The organism is Amycolatopsis sp. NPDC059235, assembly GCF_042754125.1.
Classification (GTDB): domain Bacteria; phylum Actinomycetota; class Actinomycetes; order Mycobacteriales; family Pseudonocardiaceae; genus Amycolatopsis; species Amycolatopsis albidoflava.
In genome coordinates this window covers 57,623-70,901 of the sequence record NZ_JBHZAG010000051.1, presented here as the reverse complement: position 1 = coordinate 70,901, position 13,279 = coordinate 57,623, and the positions used below count along the sequence as shown (strand labels likewise).

Annotated in this window: 13 protein-coding genes; 11 read left to right on the top strand and 2 right to left on the bottom strand. The window is 69.9% G+C overall.

Features of this window, described 5'->3' with window-relative positions; all coding sequences use genetic code 11:
- The first annotated feature begins 149 nt into the window (after nucleotides 1-149).
- The 7 genes from ACFXI3_RS28770 (at nucleotide 150) to ACFXI3_RS28740 (ending at nucleotide 7,296) form a co-directional block, all read left to right on the top strand.
- Nucleotides 150-1,205 carry a UDP-N-acetylmuramate dehydrogenase gene (locus ACFXI3_RS28770; RefSeq protein ID WP_378403624.1) on the top strand — a complete coding sequence of 352 codons (1,056 nt, stop codon included), beginning with the start codon at nucleotides 150-152 and terminating at the stop codon, nucleotides 1,203-1,205.
- Between the two features lie 175 nt (nucleotides 1,206-1,380).
- Complete coding sequence (locus ACFXI3_RS28765; protein WP_378403622.1) at nucleotides 1,381-2,568, top strand: Ig-like domain-containing protein; 1,188 nt, start codon at nucleotides 1,381-1,383, stop codon at nucleotides 2,566-2,568.
- Between the two features lie 28 nt (nucleotides 2,569-2,596).
- Nucleotides 2,597-3,418, top strand: a complete 822-nt coding sequence (locus ACFXI3_RS28760; RefSeq protein WP_378403620.1) for an alpha/beta fold hydrolase — start codon at nucleotides 2,597-2,599, stop codon at nucleotides 3,416-3,418.
- A gap of 13 nt (nucleotides 3,419-3,431) precedes the next feature.
- Entirely contained in the window at nucleotides 3,432-4,730 is a 1,299-nt protein-coding gene (mshA, locus tag ACFXI3_RS28755) for a D-inositol-3-phosphate glycosyltransferase (protein ID WP_378403618.1), read from the top strand.
- Entirely contained in the window at nucleotides 4,727-5,239 is a 513-nt protein-coding gene (locus ACFXI3_RS28750) for a YbjN domain-containing protein (protein ID WP_344288147.1), read from the top strand. Before mshA ends, ACFXI3_RS28750 begins: the two co-directional genes overlap by 4 nt.
- Before the next feature lie 65 nt (nucleotides 5,240-5,304).
- Nucleotides 5,305-6,126, top strand: coding sequence for a DUF4349 domain-containing protein (locus ACFXI3_RS28745; RefSeq protein ID WP_378403616.1), 822 nt, complete (start codon nucleotides 5,305-5,307; stop codon nucleotides 6,124-6,126).
- 420 nt (nucleotides 6,127-6,546) lie between these two features.
- Nucleotides 6,547-7,296 (top strand): phosphoglyceromutase, encoded by a 750-nt coding sequence (locus ACFXI3_RS28740; RefSeq protein WP_378403614.1) that lies wholly within the window; start codon nucleotides 6,547-6,549, stop codon nucleotides 7,294-7,296.
- A 145-nt stretch (nucleotides 7,297-7,441) separates the two neighbouring features.
- Here ACFXI3_RS28740 and ACFXI3_RS28735 read toward each other — a convergent pair whose 3' ends face one another.
- Nucleotides 7,442-8,302: a hypothetical protein gene (locus tag ACFXI3_RS28735; protein ID WP_378403612.1), complete on the bottom strand. Its 861-nt coding sequence runs from the start codon at nucleotides 8,300-8,302 to the stop codon at nucleotides 7,442-7,444.
- A gap of 50 nt (nucleotides 8,303-8,352) precedes the next feature.
- Nucleotides 8,353-8,979, bottom strand: a complete 627-nt coding sequence (locus ACFXI3_RS28730; RefSeq protein WP_344288154.1) for a DNA-binding response regulator — start codon at nucleotides 8,977-8,979, stop codon at nucleotides 8,353-8,355.
- Between the two features lie 75 nt (nucleotides 8,980-9,054).
- Between ACFXI3_RS28730 and ACFXI3_RS28725 the strand changes: the two genes are divergently transcribed.
- The 4 genes from ACFXI3_RS28725 to ACFXI3_RS28710 all read left to right on the top strand — a co-directional run bounded on the left by ACFXI3_RS28725 (nucleotide 9,055) and on the right by ACFXI3_RS28710 (nucleotide 13,180).
- Nucleotides 9,055-9,933, top strand: a complete 879-nt coding sequence (locus ACFXI3_RS28725) for an oxidoreductase (RefSeq protein ID WP_378403610.1) — start codon at nucleotides 9,055-9,057, stop codon at nucleotides 9,931-9,933.
- 151 nt (nucleotides 9,934-10,084) lie between these two features.
- The gene (locus tag ACFXI3_RS28720) at nucleotides 10,085-11,323 is read left to right on the top strand and encodes an ATP-binding protein (RefSeq protein WP_344288158.1); all 1,239 of its coding nucleotides are present in this window, start codon (nucleotides 10,085-10,087) and stop codon (nucleotides 11,321-11,323) included.
- On the top strand, nucleotides 11,320-12,009 hold the full coding sequence (locus tag ACFXI3_RS28715; RefSeq protein WP_344288160.1) for a response regulator transcription factor: 690 nt from the start codon (nucleotides 11,320-11,322) through the stop codon (nucleotides 12,007-12,009). Before ACFXI3_RS28720 ends, ACFXI3_RS28715 begins: the two co-directional genes overlap by 4 nt.
- A 187-nt stretch (nucleotides 12,010-12,196) precedes the next feature.
- Complete coding sequence (locus ACFXI3_RS28710) at nucleotides 12,197-13,180, top strand: Ppx/GppA phosphatase family protein (protein ID WP_344288162.1); 984 nt, start codon at nucleotides 12,197-12,199, stop codon at nucleotides 13,178-13,180.
- The last annotated feature ends 99 nt before the right edge of the window (nucleotides 13,181-13,279 follow it).

The window sequence follows — 13,279 nt, the reverse complement described above, 5'->3', positions numbered from 1 at the left end:
CCTTGAGGGAATCTGATTCCCTCAAGGAGCCCTTCACAGACCGTGGAAGGACGTGAGGGGAACCCTGGGGGACTCAGAGTCCGTGAGGGTTCCCCTCACGGACGGTCCTCGGGGGGCGGGGGCGGAGCGGGGCAGTACCGTCAAGCTTCGTGGACATCGCTGAAACGCCTGGTCCGGCTCACCTTGCCGAGTACACGACGCTGCGCCTCGGCGGGCCGGTGCGTCGGTTCGTCATCGCGACCACCGCCGTGGAACTCGTCTCCGCCGTGCGCGACGCCGACGACGCGGGCGAGCCCGTGCTGTTGCTCGGTGGCGGGTCGAACCTCGTGGTCGGCGACGAAGGCTTCGACGGGACCCTCGTGCGGATCGCCAACACTGGCTGGACCCGCGATGGCGACATCGTCGAGGTGGCCGCCGGGCAGGAGTGGGACGCGTTCGTTGCCGCGCTGGTCGACAACGGTCTTGGCGGGCTCGAGTGTCTCTCCGGGATCCCGGGGTCAGTGGGGGCGACGCCGATTCAGAACGTGGGGGCGTACGGCGGCGAGGTGGCCGAGTCGATCGTTTCCGTCGAGTTGTACGACCGGGCGGCGAAAGAAGTGCGCACGGTCAAGGCTGACGAGCTTGGCTTCGCCTATCGCACCAGCGTGCTCAAGGGCACCGATCGCGGCGTCGTGCTGAGTGTGCGGTTCCGGATCGATCCGAGCGGGCAGTCCGCGCCTATCCGGTACGCCGAGTTGGCGCGCACGCTGGGTGTCGAGATCGACGCGAAAGTCCCCGCCGCGCAGGCTCGGGAAGCGGTGCTCGGACTCCGGCGTGGCAAGGGCATGGTGCTCGACGCCGCTGATCACGACACCTGGAGTGCGGGGTCGTTCTTCACCAACCCGATCGTCCCCGAAGAAGAAGCGCCGGCCGTCCTCGAGAGGATCGCGGAGTCGACCGAGGGCAAGATCCCGCAGTACCCGGCGAGCGGCGGGGTGAAGTTGTCCGCCGCGTGGCTGATCGAGCGGGCCGGGTTCGGCAAGGGGTACCCCGGGCCTGGGGGGCGGGTTTCGCTGTCCACCAAGCACACTCTCGCGCTCACGAACCGCGGCGGGGCCAGTACGGAAGACCTGCTGCGGCTGGCTCGCGAGGTCCGGGACGGGGTCGAAGAGCGGTTCGGCGTGCGGCTGCGGCCGGAACCACTGCTGATCAACTGTTCGCTCTGACGCCATCGGGGTAACCCAGGTGAGCCAGGTGACAGGAAATCGGCGGCAACCGGGCGCCGGGTGAAACGTCTTGCGGGATGGAGAGGAATTTCCGGTTCGCAGGTAACGTCGAAGCGCTCACCGACGCTGATGTGCGTGGGAGATGCCGGTGCGGGGGACAAGTGGAGGTAAGACCGTGATCGAGCGCCGTACGGTGTTCAAGGCCGTTCTCGCGACCGGCGCGGCGGCGCTGGCCGCCGCGTGCTCGGGCGGCAGCAACGACGGCACCGCCTCGCCGCAGGGCGGGAGCGGCGACAACGGCGGCAAGCCGGTCGCCCCGGTGGCGAAGCTCACCGCGACCCCGGCCGTCGGGGCCAAGGACGCGAGCGTGCGCGAGCCGGTGGTGGTGAAGGTCGCCGAAGGCAAGCTCACCGAGGTCAAGCTGACCAACGAGGGCGGCGACGAGATCAAGGGCGAGATCGCCGCCGACGGCCTGTCCTGGACCAGTTCCGAACCGCTCGGCTACGGCAAGACCTACAACTACGCGGCCAAGGCCACCGGCACCGACCAGCGGCCCGCCGAGCTCAAGGGCTCGTTCGCGACGATCAGCCCGGCCAAGACGGTGCGCGCCACGCTGAACCCGGGCGACAACGCCGAGGTCGGCGTCGCGATGCCGATCAGCGTGAAGTTCAACGGGGCCGCCCCGAAGGACCGGGCCGCGGTCGAGAAGGCGCTCAAGGTCAAGACCAGCAAGGACGTCGAGGGCTCGTGGGCCTGGATGTCGGCGAACCAGGTCGACTGGCGGCCCAAGGAGTACTGGCCGGCCAACACGAGCGTCGAGGTCGAGGCGAACCTGTACGGCGTGGACCTCGGCGGGGGCGTCTTCGTGAAATCGGACGTCAGCACCAAGTTCAAGATCGGCCGCAACCAGGTGGTCAAGATCAACACGCCGGACCATGTGATGAAGGTCTACCGCGGCGGTGCGGAGAGCGCGAGCTACCCGTGCTCCAACGGGCTCGACTCGGTCGTCGACCGCAACACCCCGAACGGCACCTTCATCATCATGTCGAAGGAGCCGCACGCGGTGTTCGACAACGCCCGCTACGGCTACACCAACGTCAACAAGAAGTGGGCCTGCCGGTTCTCCAACCACGGCGAGTTCATCCACGAGAACCAGGACAACGCGGCCGCGATCGGCAAGACCAACAACTCGCACGGCTGCGTCAACCTGCTCGAGGCGGACGCCAAGGCCTACTTCGACACGGCGATGATCGGCGACCCGGTCGAGGTCACCGGCTCGAAGCTGGGCAGCCCGACGAACTCCGACGTCAAGGACTGGTTCTACGACTGGTCGACCTGGAAGTCGCTCTCGGCCGCGAAGTGATCCACTGGCCGTCTGCTAACAAGTAGAAGTGAACACTGAGGTAACCGGGGCCGGCGGCGTGCGGATCGCACTGCGCGTCGAAGGCCCGGAGAACGCGCGTCCGATCGTCTTCGTGCACGGCTGGGCCCAGTCCGCCGCGGCCTGGTCCGCTCAGCTGGCCGACCCGGCGCTGAGCGGGCAGTTCCGGCTCGTCGCGATGGACCTGCGCGGGCACGGCGCGTCCGACGTCCCGAAGGACGGCTACGACGACCCGGCGCAGTGGGCGGGCGACCTCGCCGCGGTGCTCGATTTCGCCGGTCCGGACGCGATCGTCGTCGGCTGGTCCTACGGCGGGCTGGTGATCACGGACTACCTGCGCGAGCACGGCACCGCACGGCTCGGCGGCATCGTGCTGGTGGGCGCGATCACCGAGATCGGCCGCAAGCGCGAAGGCGGCGCGACCGGGCCGATCATGCGGGCCGCGCTGCCCGCCGCGCTTTCGGACGACGCCGAGGTGGCGATCCCCGCGCTGGTCGAGTTCACCCGCGCCCAGGCCAGCGCAAAGGTGCCCGGTGGGTACGCACAGGCGATGCTCGGCAGTTCGCTTTCGGTGCCGCCCGCGGTGCGCGGCGCGCTGTTCCGGCGGGACATCGGCAGTGGTGAGGTGCTTGCCGCGGTCGACAAGCCGACGCTCGTGGTGCACGGCTCGGCCGACGGTGTGGTGGATCCTTCGGCGGCAGAGTATTCGGCCGGGAAGATTCCGGGGGCCGTCCTGCGTTGGTTCGTTGAGGCCGGGCATCTGCCGTTCGTCGAGGAGCCGGAGGACTTCAACTCCGTGCTGCGGCGGTTCGCCGGGGACGCAGCCGAGTAGCAGGAGTGACTAGGTGACCCTCAAGGGATTCATCGCGCAGCCGCGCCGGATCGCGGTCTTGTCCGTGCACACCTCCCCGCTCGAGCAGCCGGGCACCGGCGACGCCGGCGGGATGAACGTGTACGTCAGCCAGACCGCGCAGGAGATGGCGCGGCGCGGCATCGAGGTCGAGGTCTTCACCCGGGCGACGTCGTCGGACCAGCCGCCGCTGGCCGAGCTGGCGCCCGGCGTGACGGTGCGGCACGTGCCGGCCGGGCCGTTCGAGCCGCTGGCGCGCGACGAGCTGCCCGCGCAGCTGTGCGCCTTCACCTCGGGCGTGCTGCGCGCGGAAGCGTTCCACGAGCCGGGCTACTACGACCTGATCCATTCGCACTATTGGCTCTCCGGCCAGGTCGGCTGGCTCGCTCGGGACCGCTGGGGCGTGCCGCTCGTGCACACCGCGCACACGCTGGCCAAGGTCAAGAACTCACTGCTCGCCGAGGGCGACAAGCCCGAGCCGCGGACGCGGGTGATGGGCGAGGAGCAGGTGGTCGCCGAGGCGGATTGCCTCGTCGCGAACACGCAGGTCGAAGCTCGGCAGCTGGTCGATCTCTACGGGGCCGCCGCGCCCGCGGTGCACGCCGTGCCGCCGGGGGTCGATCTCGAACGGTTCACGCCCGGCTCGCAGCAGGACGCGCGCCGCGAGCTGAACCTGTCGCGGGACGCGGTGGTGCTCGCCTTCGCCGGACGGATCCAGCCGCTCAAGGCCCCGGACGTCCTGCTGCACGCGGCGGCGGAAATGCTGCGGCGGCGGCCGGAATTGGCGTCGAGGCTGGTGGTTCTGGTGGTCGGCGGGCCGTCCGGGACCGGGCTGGAGCAGCCGCAGGCGCTGCGCGAGCTGGCGGTGTCGCTGGGCATCGCCGAGCAGGTGCGCTTCCTGCCGCCGCAGAGCGGGCTGAAGCTGCGCACGGTGTTCCGCGCCGCCGACGTCGTCGCGGTGCCGAGCTACAACGAATCCTTCGGTTTGGTAGCGCTCGAAGCGCAGGCGTGCGGCACGCCGGTGGTGGCGGCCGAGGTCGGCGGGCTGCCGGTCGCGGTGCCGCACGGGGTGTCCGGGCTGCTGGTTCCCTCGCACGGCGCGGAGGAATGGGCCGACGCGCTCGCCGCCGTCGCGCTGCGGCCGGATCGCCGAGCCGAACTCGCGGCCAACGCGGTGCGGCACGCGCAGCGGTTTTCCTGGCGGCGCACCACGGATTCCTTGCTCGACATCTATGCTCAGGCGACCAGAGCGTTCCGGCAGGCGCTGGAACTGCGGGCGGAGGTGGCAGTGTGAGCCTTGACGCGACTATCAAGTCCACTTTGGACTCAAGTGGGCTCAAGTACGACCGTCGCGGCGAAGGCCGTTATTTCGTGACGTTGCCGGGAACCAAGAAGCTGCAGACCAACTGCTGGCTCGTGGACGGCGACCACGCGTTCTCGGTGGAGGCGTTCGTCTGCCGCCGTCCCGACGAACGGCACGAGGACGTGTACCGGTTCCTGTTGCAGCGCAACGCCCGGCTCTACGGCGTGCACTACACAGTGGACAGTCTCGGCGACATCTACCTGGTCGGCCGCTTCGGCAAGGAGACGGTGACCGAGTCCGAACTGGACAAGATCCTCGGCCAGGTGCTCGAAGCCGCCGACGGCGATTTCAACCCGCTGCTGGAAATCGGGTTCGCCACGTCGATCAAGCGCGAGTGGGACTGGCGCGTCTCGCGCGGCGAATCGCTGGCGAACCTGCAGGCGTTCAAACACCTCGCGGAACCGGCCGACGGCCACGAACCGGGGTTGACCGACTCGTAACCGATTCCGTGCAACGCCTTCTCCGGTCGTCTCGTCTCACCGCCGACGACTGGAGGGAGACGGGGATGCGGACTCGATGGAGATACGCGCTCGCCGGCGCCGCGGTGTTTCTGCTGGCCGGATGCAGCAGCAACAGCGCGGATTCGGCGAGGTCGGCGATCGCGCCCGCGCAGCAGCAGGGCGCGGCGCCTAAGCAGGGCAACGCGCAGGCGTCGGTGCCCGCGCCCGGCGCGACCGATCGCAAGCTGGCGCGCAGCGCACGGCTGGACCTGACCACACCGAAGACTGACGACGTCGTGTCCCGCGCCAAGGCGATCGCGACCGGCGCGGGCGGCTATCCGGGGCAGGAAAGCGCGACGGACGATTCCGCGTCGCTGACCTTGTCGGTGCCCGCGGAGAAGCTCGACGGCGTGCTCGACCAGCTCGGCGGGCTCGGCCAGGTGAAGCGGCGGGAGATCAGCGCGCAGGACGTCACCGCGCAGGTGGTCGACGTGGACGCGCGGCTGGCGACCCAGCGCGCGAGCGTCGACCGGATGCGCGCGTTGCTGGCGAAGGCGCAATCGGTGTCCGAGATCGCGTCCGTCGAGAGCGAGCTGACTAGCAGGCAGGCCACGCTGGAGTCGCTGGAGCGGCAACAGGCTTCGCTGGCCGGGCAGGTCGCGATGGCAACTGTGTCGCTGTCGGTGACGAAGCAGGAGGCGCCTGCGGCACCGGCGGGCGGCTTCCTCTCCGGGCTGTCCGGGGGATGGGACGCGTTCGTCGCGTTCTGCAACGGATTGGTGCGGGTGCTGGGCGTGCTGCTGCCGTTCGCGATCGCGTTCGGGATTCCGGCGGGCGCGGTGTTCTGGTGGTTCCGGCGCCGTCGCGGGGCCAGGCCCGCGGAATGAGGGCTGGCGGAACGGCTCGAGGGAGGGGGGAGTCGCGATCTCGAGCCGTCCCGCTGCAGGTCCCGCCTTGCTGGACCCGGTGACGAGGGGGATGCCAACGGGGCCGGCGGGCCGCGGCTCGGCAGGGGGGAGACGAGCCGCGGTCACTGCCCGTGATCAGCCGGGAGTGCGTGGAATCCGGCTGAGCGGGACATGCCCAACCTGTCAGATGTCGACCAGTAATCACAAGACTACTGGTTACTCCGTTCGAGTGAAATTCACTCACGGGGATAACAGTGTGCAGCGCCTTGCACTCTTTGACCTGCTTGTCGGCAACCCGGCTGCGCGTCGGGTGAAGGTGTTACTCCCGGGTAACGCACTCTGGGTAGAGGGGTGGACGCACTACTGGCAGCGCTCGCGCGCTCTGGCAGGCTGGTGGCCATGGCCGAACTTGGGACCCTGGTGCTGCTGCGGCACGGACAGAGCACGTGGAACGCGGAAAACCTGTTCACCGGCTGGGTGGACGTGCCCCTGTCGGAGACCGGCGAGCGGGAGGCCCGCCAGGGCGGGCAGCTGCTCGCCGAGTCGGGGCTGCTGCCGGACGTGGTGCACACGTCGCTGCTGCGCCGGGCGATCAGCACGGCGAACATCGCCCTCGACGCCGCCGACCGGCACTGGATCCCGGTCAAGCGCGACTGGCGGCTCAACGAGCGGCACTACGGCGCGCTGCAGGGCAAGAACAAGAAGCAGACGCTGGACGAGTTCGGCGAGGAGCAGTTCATGCTCTGGCGCCGCTCGTACGACACGCCGCCGCCCGCCATCGACCCGAAGGACGAGTTCAGCCAGGCCGGCGACGCGCGCTACGCCGACCTCGGCGACCAGGCCCCGCTGACGGAATGCCTGAAGGACGTCGTGGCCCGGCTGCTGCCGTACTGGGAGTCGGCGATCGTTCCCGACCTGCGGGCCGGCCGCACGGTGCTGGTGGCCGCGCACGGCAACTCGCTGCGCGCGCTGGTGAAGCACCTCGACGGGATCTCCGACGACGCCATCGCCGCGCTGAACATCCCGACCGGGATCCCGCTGCGCTACGACCTGACGCCGGACCTCAAGCCGGTCAAGGCGGGCGGCGAGTACCTGGACCCGGAAGCGGCGAAGGAAGCCGCCGCCGCGGTCGCGAACCAGGGCCGCTGAGCCCTCGCACGCTCGGCTCGTGAGTGGCGGCGCCGGTTCTCACCGGCATCAGCGCTCACGAGCGGGCGGCGGCTTGGCCTCCGAGGGCGGCCCGGGCCCGTGTGGTGTCGTGAGTGGCGGCACCGGTTAGAACCGGCCTTGCCGCTCACGAGCCCCCGGTGATCGCCTTCATCCCGGACACTTTCCACTCGTCGCCCTGCCGCACGAGGTCGAGGTGCACCGGCAGCCGGTTGTCGCCGGGGTTTTGGCCGCCGCTCGTCGTCAGCAGCGCGGCCAGCACCGCCGACGCGTGCGTGCCGTCGGGGCTGAGTTCGGTCAGCGCGGCCGTTGAATCCGGGCCGTAGCTCGCTTTCTTCCCGGTCTGCTTGATCCGGTCCACGGTCTCCTGCCGGCTCTTGCGGAACTCCGTCAGCAGCGGTTCGGCGGCGACGTTCTCCCAGGCCGTGTAGTTCGCGTCGATGTTCTGCGGGTCGACGGTCATCAGGATCCCGCCGTCCCGGCGAGCCGCCTCGACCGCGGAATCCCTAGCCGCCGCAAGGCCTTTCGCTCCAGCCGCGGCCGAAGCGATCGGGCCGCGCGGGTCGAAGTTCAAGTCCTGCAACAGCCAGTGCCCGTTCGTCCGGACCGCGGTGACCAGCATCAGCGCGCCCGCCTGGTTCGCGGCTCCGTCGGGACGTTTGCTGTGCTGCGTTGCCGCCACCAGCATCCGCGCGCGGTCCGGGGTCAGCTCGGCCAGCCCGGTTTCCACGACCTGCGTCTGCGTGCTCACCGGCTCGGTGCGGACCTCGGCGAAGGTCTTGTCGAACTGCGCGCGGGCCGCGCCGGTCAGGTACTCCTGCTCGGTTTTCGCGACCTCGTCCGGTTTGGCGGAGTCGTAGGTGAACGCGGACTCCACGGCCTTTTTGATGCCGGACACCGCGTCGCTGGTCGCCTTGGCGTCCACATAGGCCACATTCGCCGGAGCAGGCGCGGGGGGAGCCGCGGGCGGTGCGGTTTGGCCGGACACGGCTCCTCCGCAACCGGCGGTGAGCAGGGCCGCGGCGAGGACAGCGCGCCTCACAGCAGGCCCGCCTCCCGCGCGAGAGCACCCGCTTGGAACCGCGACGTCGCACCCAGTACATCCATCAATTCGGCCACCCGCCGACGGTACGTCCGCAGCCCGACGCCCATCTCCCGGGCCGCCTTTTCGTCCGTGGAACCGGAAGACAGCAGGTCGAGCAGCTGCGGCGTGTACTGGCGCAGCTCGGCGAACCGCGTCTCGTACGCCTCGAACGCGGTCGAGGAGCGCCAGGCGGCCTCGAACAGCGACGAGATGCCGCGCACCAGGTCCGGTTTGCGCACGACGCTGTAGCCAGGCCCGGCGGCGAGGATGGCGATGCGGCCGTCGAGCAGGATCGTCTCGTTGATCTCGTGGTCGCTGATCCGGACTTCCGCGCCGAGCCGGTGCAGCGTCCGCAGGTGCTCGGCTCCGGCCGGATCGAGCAGCACCCGCGAGAGGTAGACCTTCCGGATCCGCAGCTTCCGCTGTTTCGGCAGCTCCTGGGCGAATTTCTGCATCGCGGACCAGGTGTGCAGGTCGTTCGCGGCGCAGGCGAACTCGTCCGCGCCGGCGAGCAGGTGCCCGGCGCGTTCGACCAGTTCACGCTCGTCGCGCAGGTTCGCGATTTCCTCGGCTCGGGGCACGTCGTCCAGTGTTCCCGCGTTGGCAGCTTGCTGCCAAACACACCGCTGGGATTGACCGCGAAGCAGGCTGGAGACATGACCGAAACGACACTTCCCGCCGCTGCCGCGGGCACCTGGCAGCTCGGCTCCCGCACCGTCAACCGCCTCGGCTTCGGGTCGATGCGGCTCGGCGGCTCGCTCGACCCGAACGCACCGGTCGACGCTGACCGCGCGATTTCCGTGCTGCGCCGAGCCGTCGAGCTGGGCGTGAACCACATCGACACCGCCGCGTTCTACTTCGGCGCCACCTGGTCGGCCAACGCGCTGATCAAGGCCGCGCTCGCCCCGTATGGCGACGATCTCGTGCTGACCACCAAGGTCGGCCCGTCGCGCGGCGAATCCGGCGAGTTCCGGCCCTTCGCCCGCCCCGACGAGCTGCGCGGCCAGGTCGAACAGAACCTGCGCGAACTCGGCCGCGACCACATCGACGTCGTCAACCTGCGCATCGGCACCGGCCTCGACCGCGGCACCGGGTCTCTGGCCGAGCACTTCGGCGCGCTGGCCGAACTGCGCACCGAAGGGCTGATCGGCGAACTGGGGATTTCCAACGTCGGCGCGGAGCACCTCGCCGAGGCGCAGGCGATCGCGCCGGTGGTGTGCGTGCAGAACCAGTACGGCCTGTCCGCCCGCCGCGAGGACGACGAGCTGCTGCGGCTGTGCGGCGAGCAGGGCGTGGCGTTCGTGCCGTTCTTCGCGGTCGCGAGTGGACAGTCCGACGTCGACGAGCGGGTCGCCGAGGTTGCGCGGCGGCACGAGGTGTCGGACGCTCAGGTGCGGTTGGCGTGGACGCTCGCGCAGGGCCCGCACGTGCTGGCGATCCCGGGCACGAGTGACCCCGCTCACCTGGAGCAGAACGTCGCGGCGGCGGCGCTGAAGCTGACCGACGAGGACCTCAAGACCCTTGACGCCCGCTGAAGGCCTAAGCGGGTCGATTTTGCCGAAACATCTCGATCGGGTGAACAGGGCCTGACCCCGAGGCGAATATGTACCCCTCAGGTGTCACTCGCCTCACGACAGGGCTTCCAGGACTAGGCCGGAAGGCTACCGGGATGCTTACGATTCCCCCGTGACCACGCCTGTTGTCCTGCTGACGGCCATCGGCGCTCTTGTCGTCGGCGCGGTCGCCGGTTTCCTCGCGGCGCGGGCCCGTGCCCGGCGCGAGGCGGCCCGGCCCACCGGCCCGACCGTCGCGGAGCTGCTCGAACGGTTGATCCGTTCCTCCAACAACGGCGTCATCGTGCTCAACCGGTTCGGCGACCTCGTGCTGCACAACCCGCGGGCGTACGAGCTCGGCCTGGTCCGGGTGAACCAGGCCGACCCGCGGGCGCGCAAGGCCGCCGAGCAGGTGGTCGAGACCGACGAGCCGATGGAAGTCGACCTTTCGCCGCTGGAGAGCCGGGGCCGCCGCCAGCCCGAGGCGGTGCTCGGCGAGGTCCGGCCGCTCGGCGACGGGTTCACCGTCGTCGAGGCCGTCGACCACTCCGAGGCGATCCGCCTGGAAGCCGTGCGCCGCGACTTCGTGGCCAACGTCAGCCACGAGCTCAAGACCCCGGTCGGCGCGATCGCGCTGCTCACCGAGGCCGTGCTGGACGCCGCCGAGGACGTCGAGGAGGTCCGCCGCTTCGGCGGCAAGATCCTGCGCGAGTCCACCCGGCTGGGCCAGCTCGTCACCGAACTGATCGCGCTGTCGCGCCTCCAGGGCGCCGAACGGCTGCCGGACCTCAACGTGGTCGAGGTCGACGCCGTCGTGCGCGAGGCGCTCGGGCGCACCACGCTGTCCGCCGAATCCGCGGAAATCACCATCACCACCGACGCGGCCAGCAGCCTTCTCATCGAGGGCGACCGGACGCTGCTGGTCACCGCGCTGTCGAACCTGCTGGAGAACGCCGTCGCGTACTCGTCGCCGGGCAGCCCGGTGTCGATCTCGCGCCGGCTCGCCGACGGCATGGTCGAGATCGCGGTGACCGACCGCGGCATCGGCATCGCCGAGGACGAGCAGCAGCGCGTGTTCGAGCGGTTCTACCGTGCGGACAAGGCGCGTTCGCGCGCCACCGGCGGCACCGGGCTCGGACTGGCGATCGTGAAACACGTCGCGGCCAACCACGGCGGTTCGGTCGGCCTGTGGAGCCGTCCCGGCACCGGGTCGACGTTCACGTTGCGCATCCCCGCGCACGTGCGCACCGAACCCGCCGACACCGCACGCAAGGCCGCGCCCGCGCGGCCGGACAAGACCCCCGAGCGGACACCCCGGCTCGTGGCAACCGGGCAGGAAGTCTCCAGCCCAGACCATGGAGGAAACCTGTGACGAGGGTTCTCATAGTCGAGGACGAAGAGTCCTTCGCCGACCCGCTCGCCTTCTTGCTGCGCAAGGAAGGCTTCACCGCGGCGGTGGCTGTGACCGGCCAGCAGGCGCTTGAGGAGTTCGACCGCAACGGCGCCGACATCGTGCTGCTCGACCTGATGCTGCCCGGGATGAGCGGCACCGACGTCTGCAAGCAGCTGCGGCAGCGCTCCGCGGTGCCGGTGATCATGGTGACCGCGCGCGACAGCGAGATCGACAAGGTCGTCGGGCTGGAACTCGGCGCCGACGACTACGTGACCAAGCCGTACTCGGCGCGCGAGCTGATCGCGCGGGTGCGCGCGGTGCTGCGTCGCGGCGGCGAGCCGGGCACGGACGGCGAACTCGCTCCGCTGGTGCTGTCGGCCGGACCGGTGCGAATGGACGTCGAACGGCACGTGGTGACTGTGGACGGCGGCGAGGTTTCGTTGCCGCTCAAGGAGTTCGACCTGCTCGAGTACCTGCTGCGCAACGTCGGCCGGGTGCTGACCCGCGGCCAGCTCATCGACCGGGTGTGGGGCGCGGACTACGTCGGCGACACCAAGACCCTCGACGTCCACGTGAAGCGGCTCCGCTCGAAGATCGAGCCGGACCCGGGTTCGCCGCGGCACCTGGTGACCGTGCGCGGGCTCGGCTACAAGTTCGAGACCTGAGCCGAACTTTCCAACTGTCCGTGAAGGGCTCCTTGAGGGAATCTGCTTCCCTCAAGGAGTCCTTCACGGCTTTTGTCCGGGTTTCAGCGCATACCGTGCCGGATCGCGCACGCTGAGTTGATGTAGATCCGAGTGGAGTTGGTTACAGTTTCGAGACCTGGCACTGGGACCGGTACGCTGAATCCTCGTGCGCCTAGGGGTACTCGACGTCGGTTCCAACACCGTCCACTTGCTCGTGGTCGACGCCCACCGTGGCGCCCACCCGACCCCGATGCACTCCGAGAAAACGATGCTGCGGCTGGCCGAACAGCTCACCGGCTCCGGCGAACTGAGCCGTCCCGGCGAGGACGGCCTGGTCCGGGCGGTCGAATCGGCCAAGGCCGCGGCCGTGCGGCTCGGCTGCGAGGACGTGCTGGCGTTCGCGACGTCCGCGGTGCGCGAGGCGAAGAACTCGGCGAAGGTGCTGGCCAGGGTGACCGCCGAAACCGGCGTCAACCTGCGGGTTCTGTCCGGAGCGGACGAGGCGCGGCTCACCTTCCTCGCGGTGCGCCGCTGGTACGGCTGGTCGGCCGGGAAGCTGCTGGTGCTGGACATCGGCGGCGGGTCGTTCGAGGTCGCGATGGGCCGCGACGAGGAACCCGAACTCGCCGAATCGCTCCCGCTCGGCGCGGGCCGCACCACGCGCACCCGCTTCCGCAACGACCCGCCGACCCGCTCCGAGGTCGTCGCGACCTCTGCCTGGCTCGAGGACCAGCTCGCCGGGCTCGCGAAGAAGGTCGCCGGACAGGGCATGCCGGACCGGGTCGTGGCGACCTCCAAGACGTTCCGCTCGCTCGCCCGGCTGACCGGTGCGGCCCCCTCGGCGGCGGGCCCCCGAGTGCGCCGTACGCTCACTGACACTGCCCTTCGCCAGCTCATCGCCTTCATTTCGCGGATGACCGCCGCGGATCTGGCTCAGCTGGAAGGCGTCAGCGGGAGCCGGTCGCACCAGCTCGTGGCGGGCGCTCTGGTGGCGCAGGCCGCGATGCGGGCGCTCTCCCTCACGGAGTTGGAGATTTGCCCTTGGGCGCTGCGAGAGGGTGTCATCCTGCGGCGGTTGGACCACGCCAATGGGTCGGACGAAACTGGTACTGCCATCGCCGGCGTTTCGGCGAGCGGGGAGGACCGGTGACAGCAGCGGACTGGACTTGGCCGACGAAGACCAGGCACGGTGAAGAGGTGACGGACATGCACTGCACGGTGTCGATTGCGCGCGGCTCCGGAGGCAGGT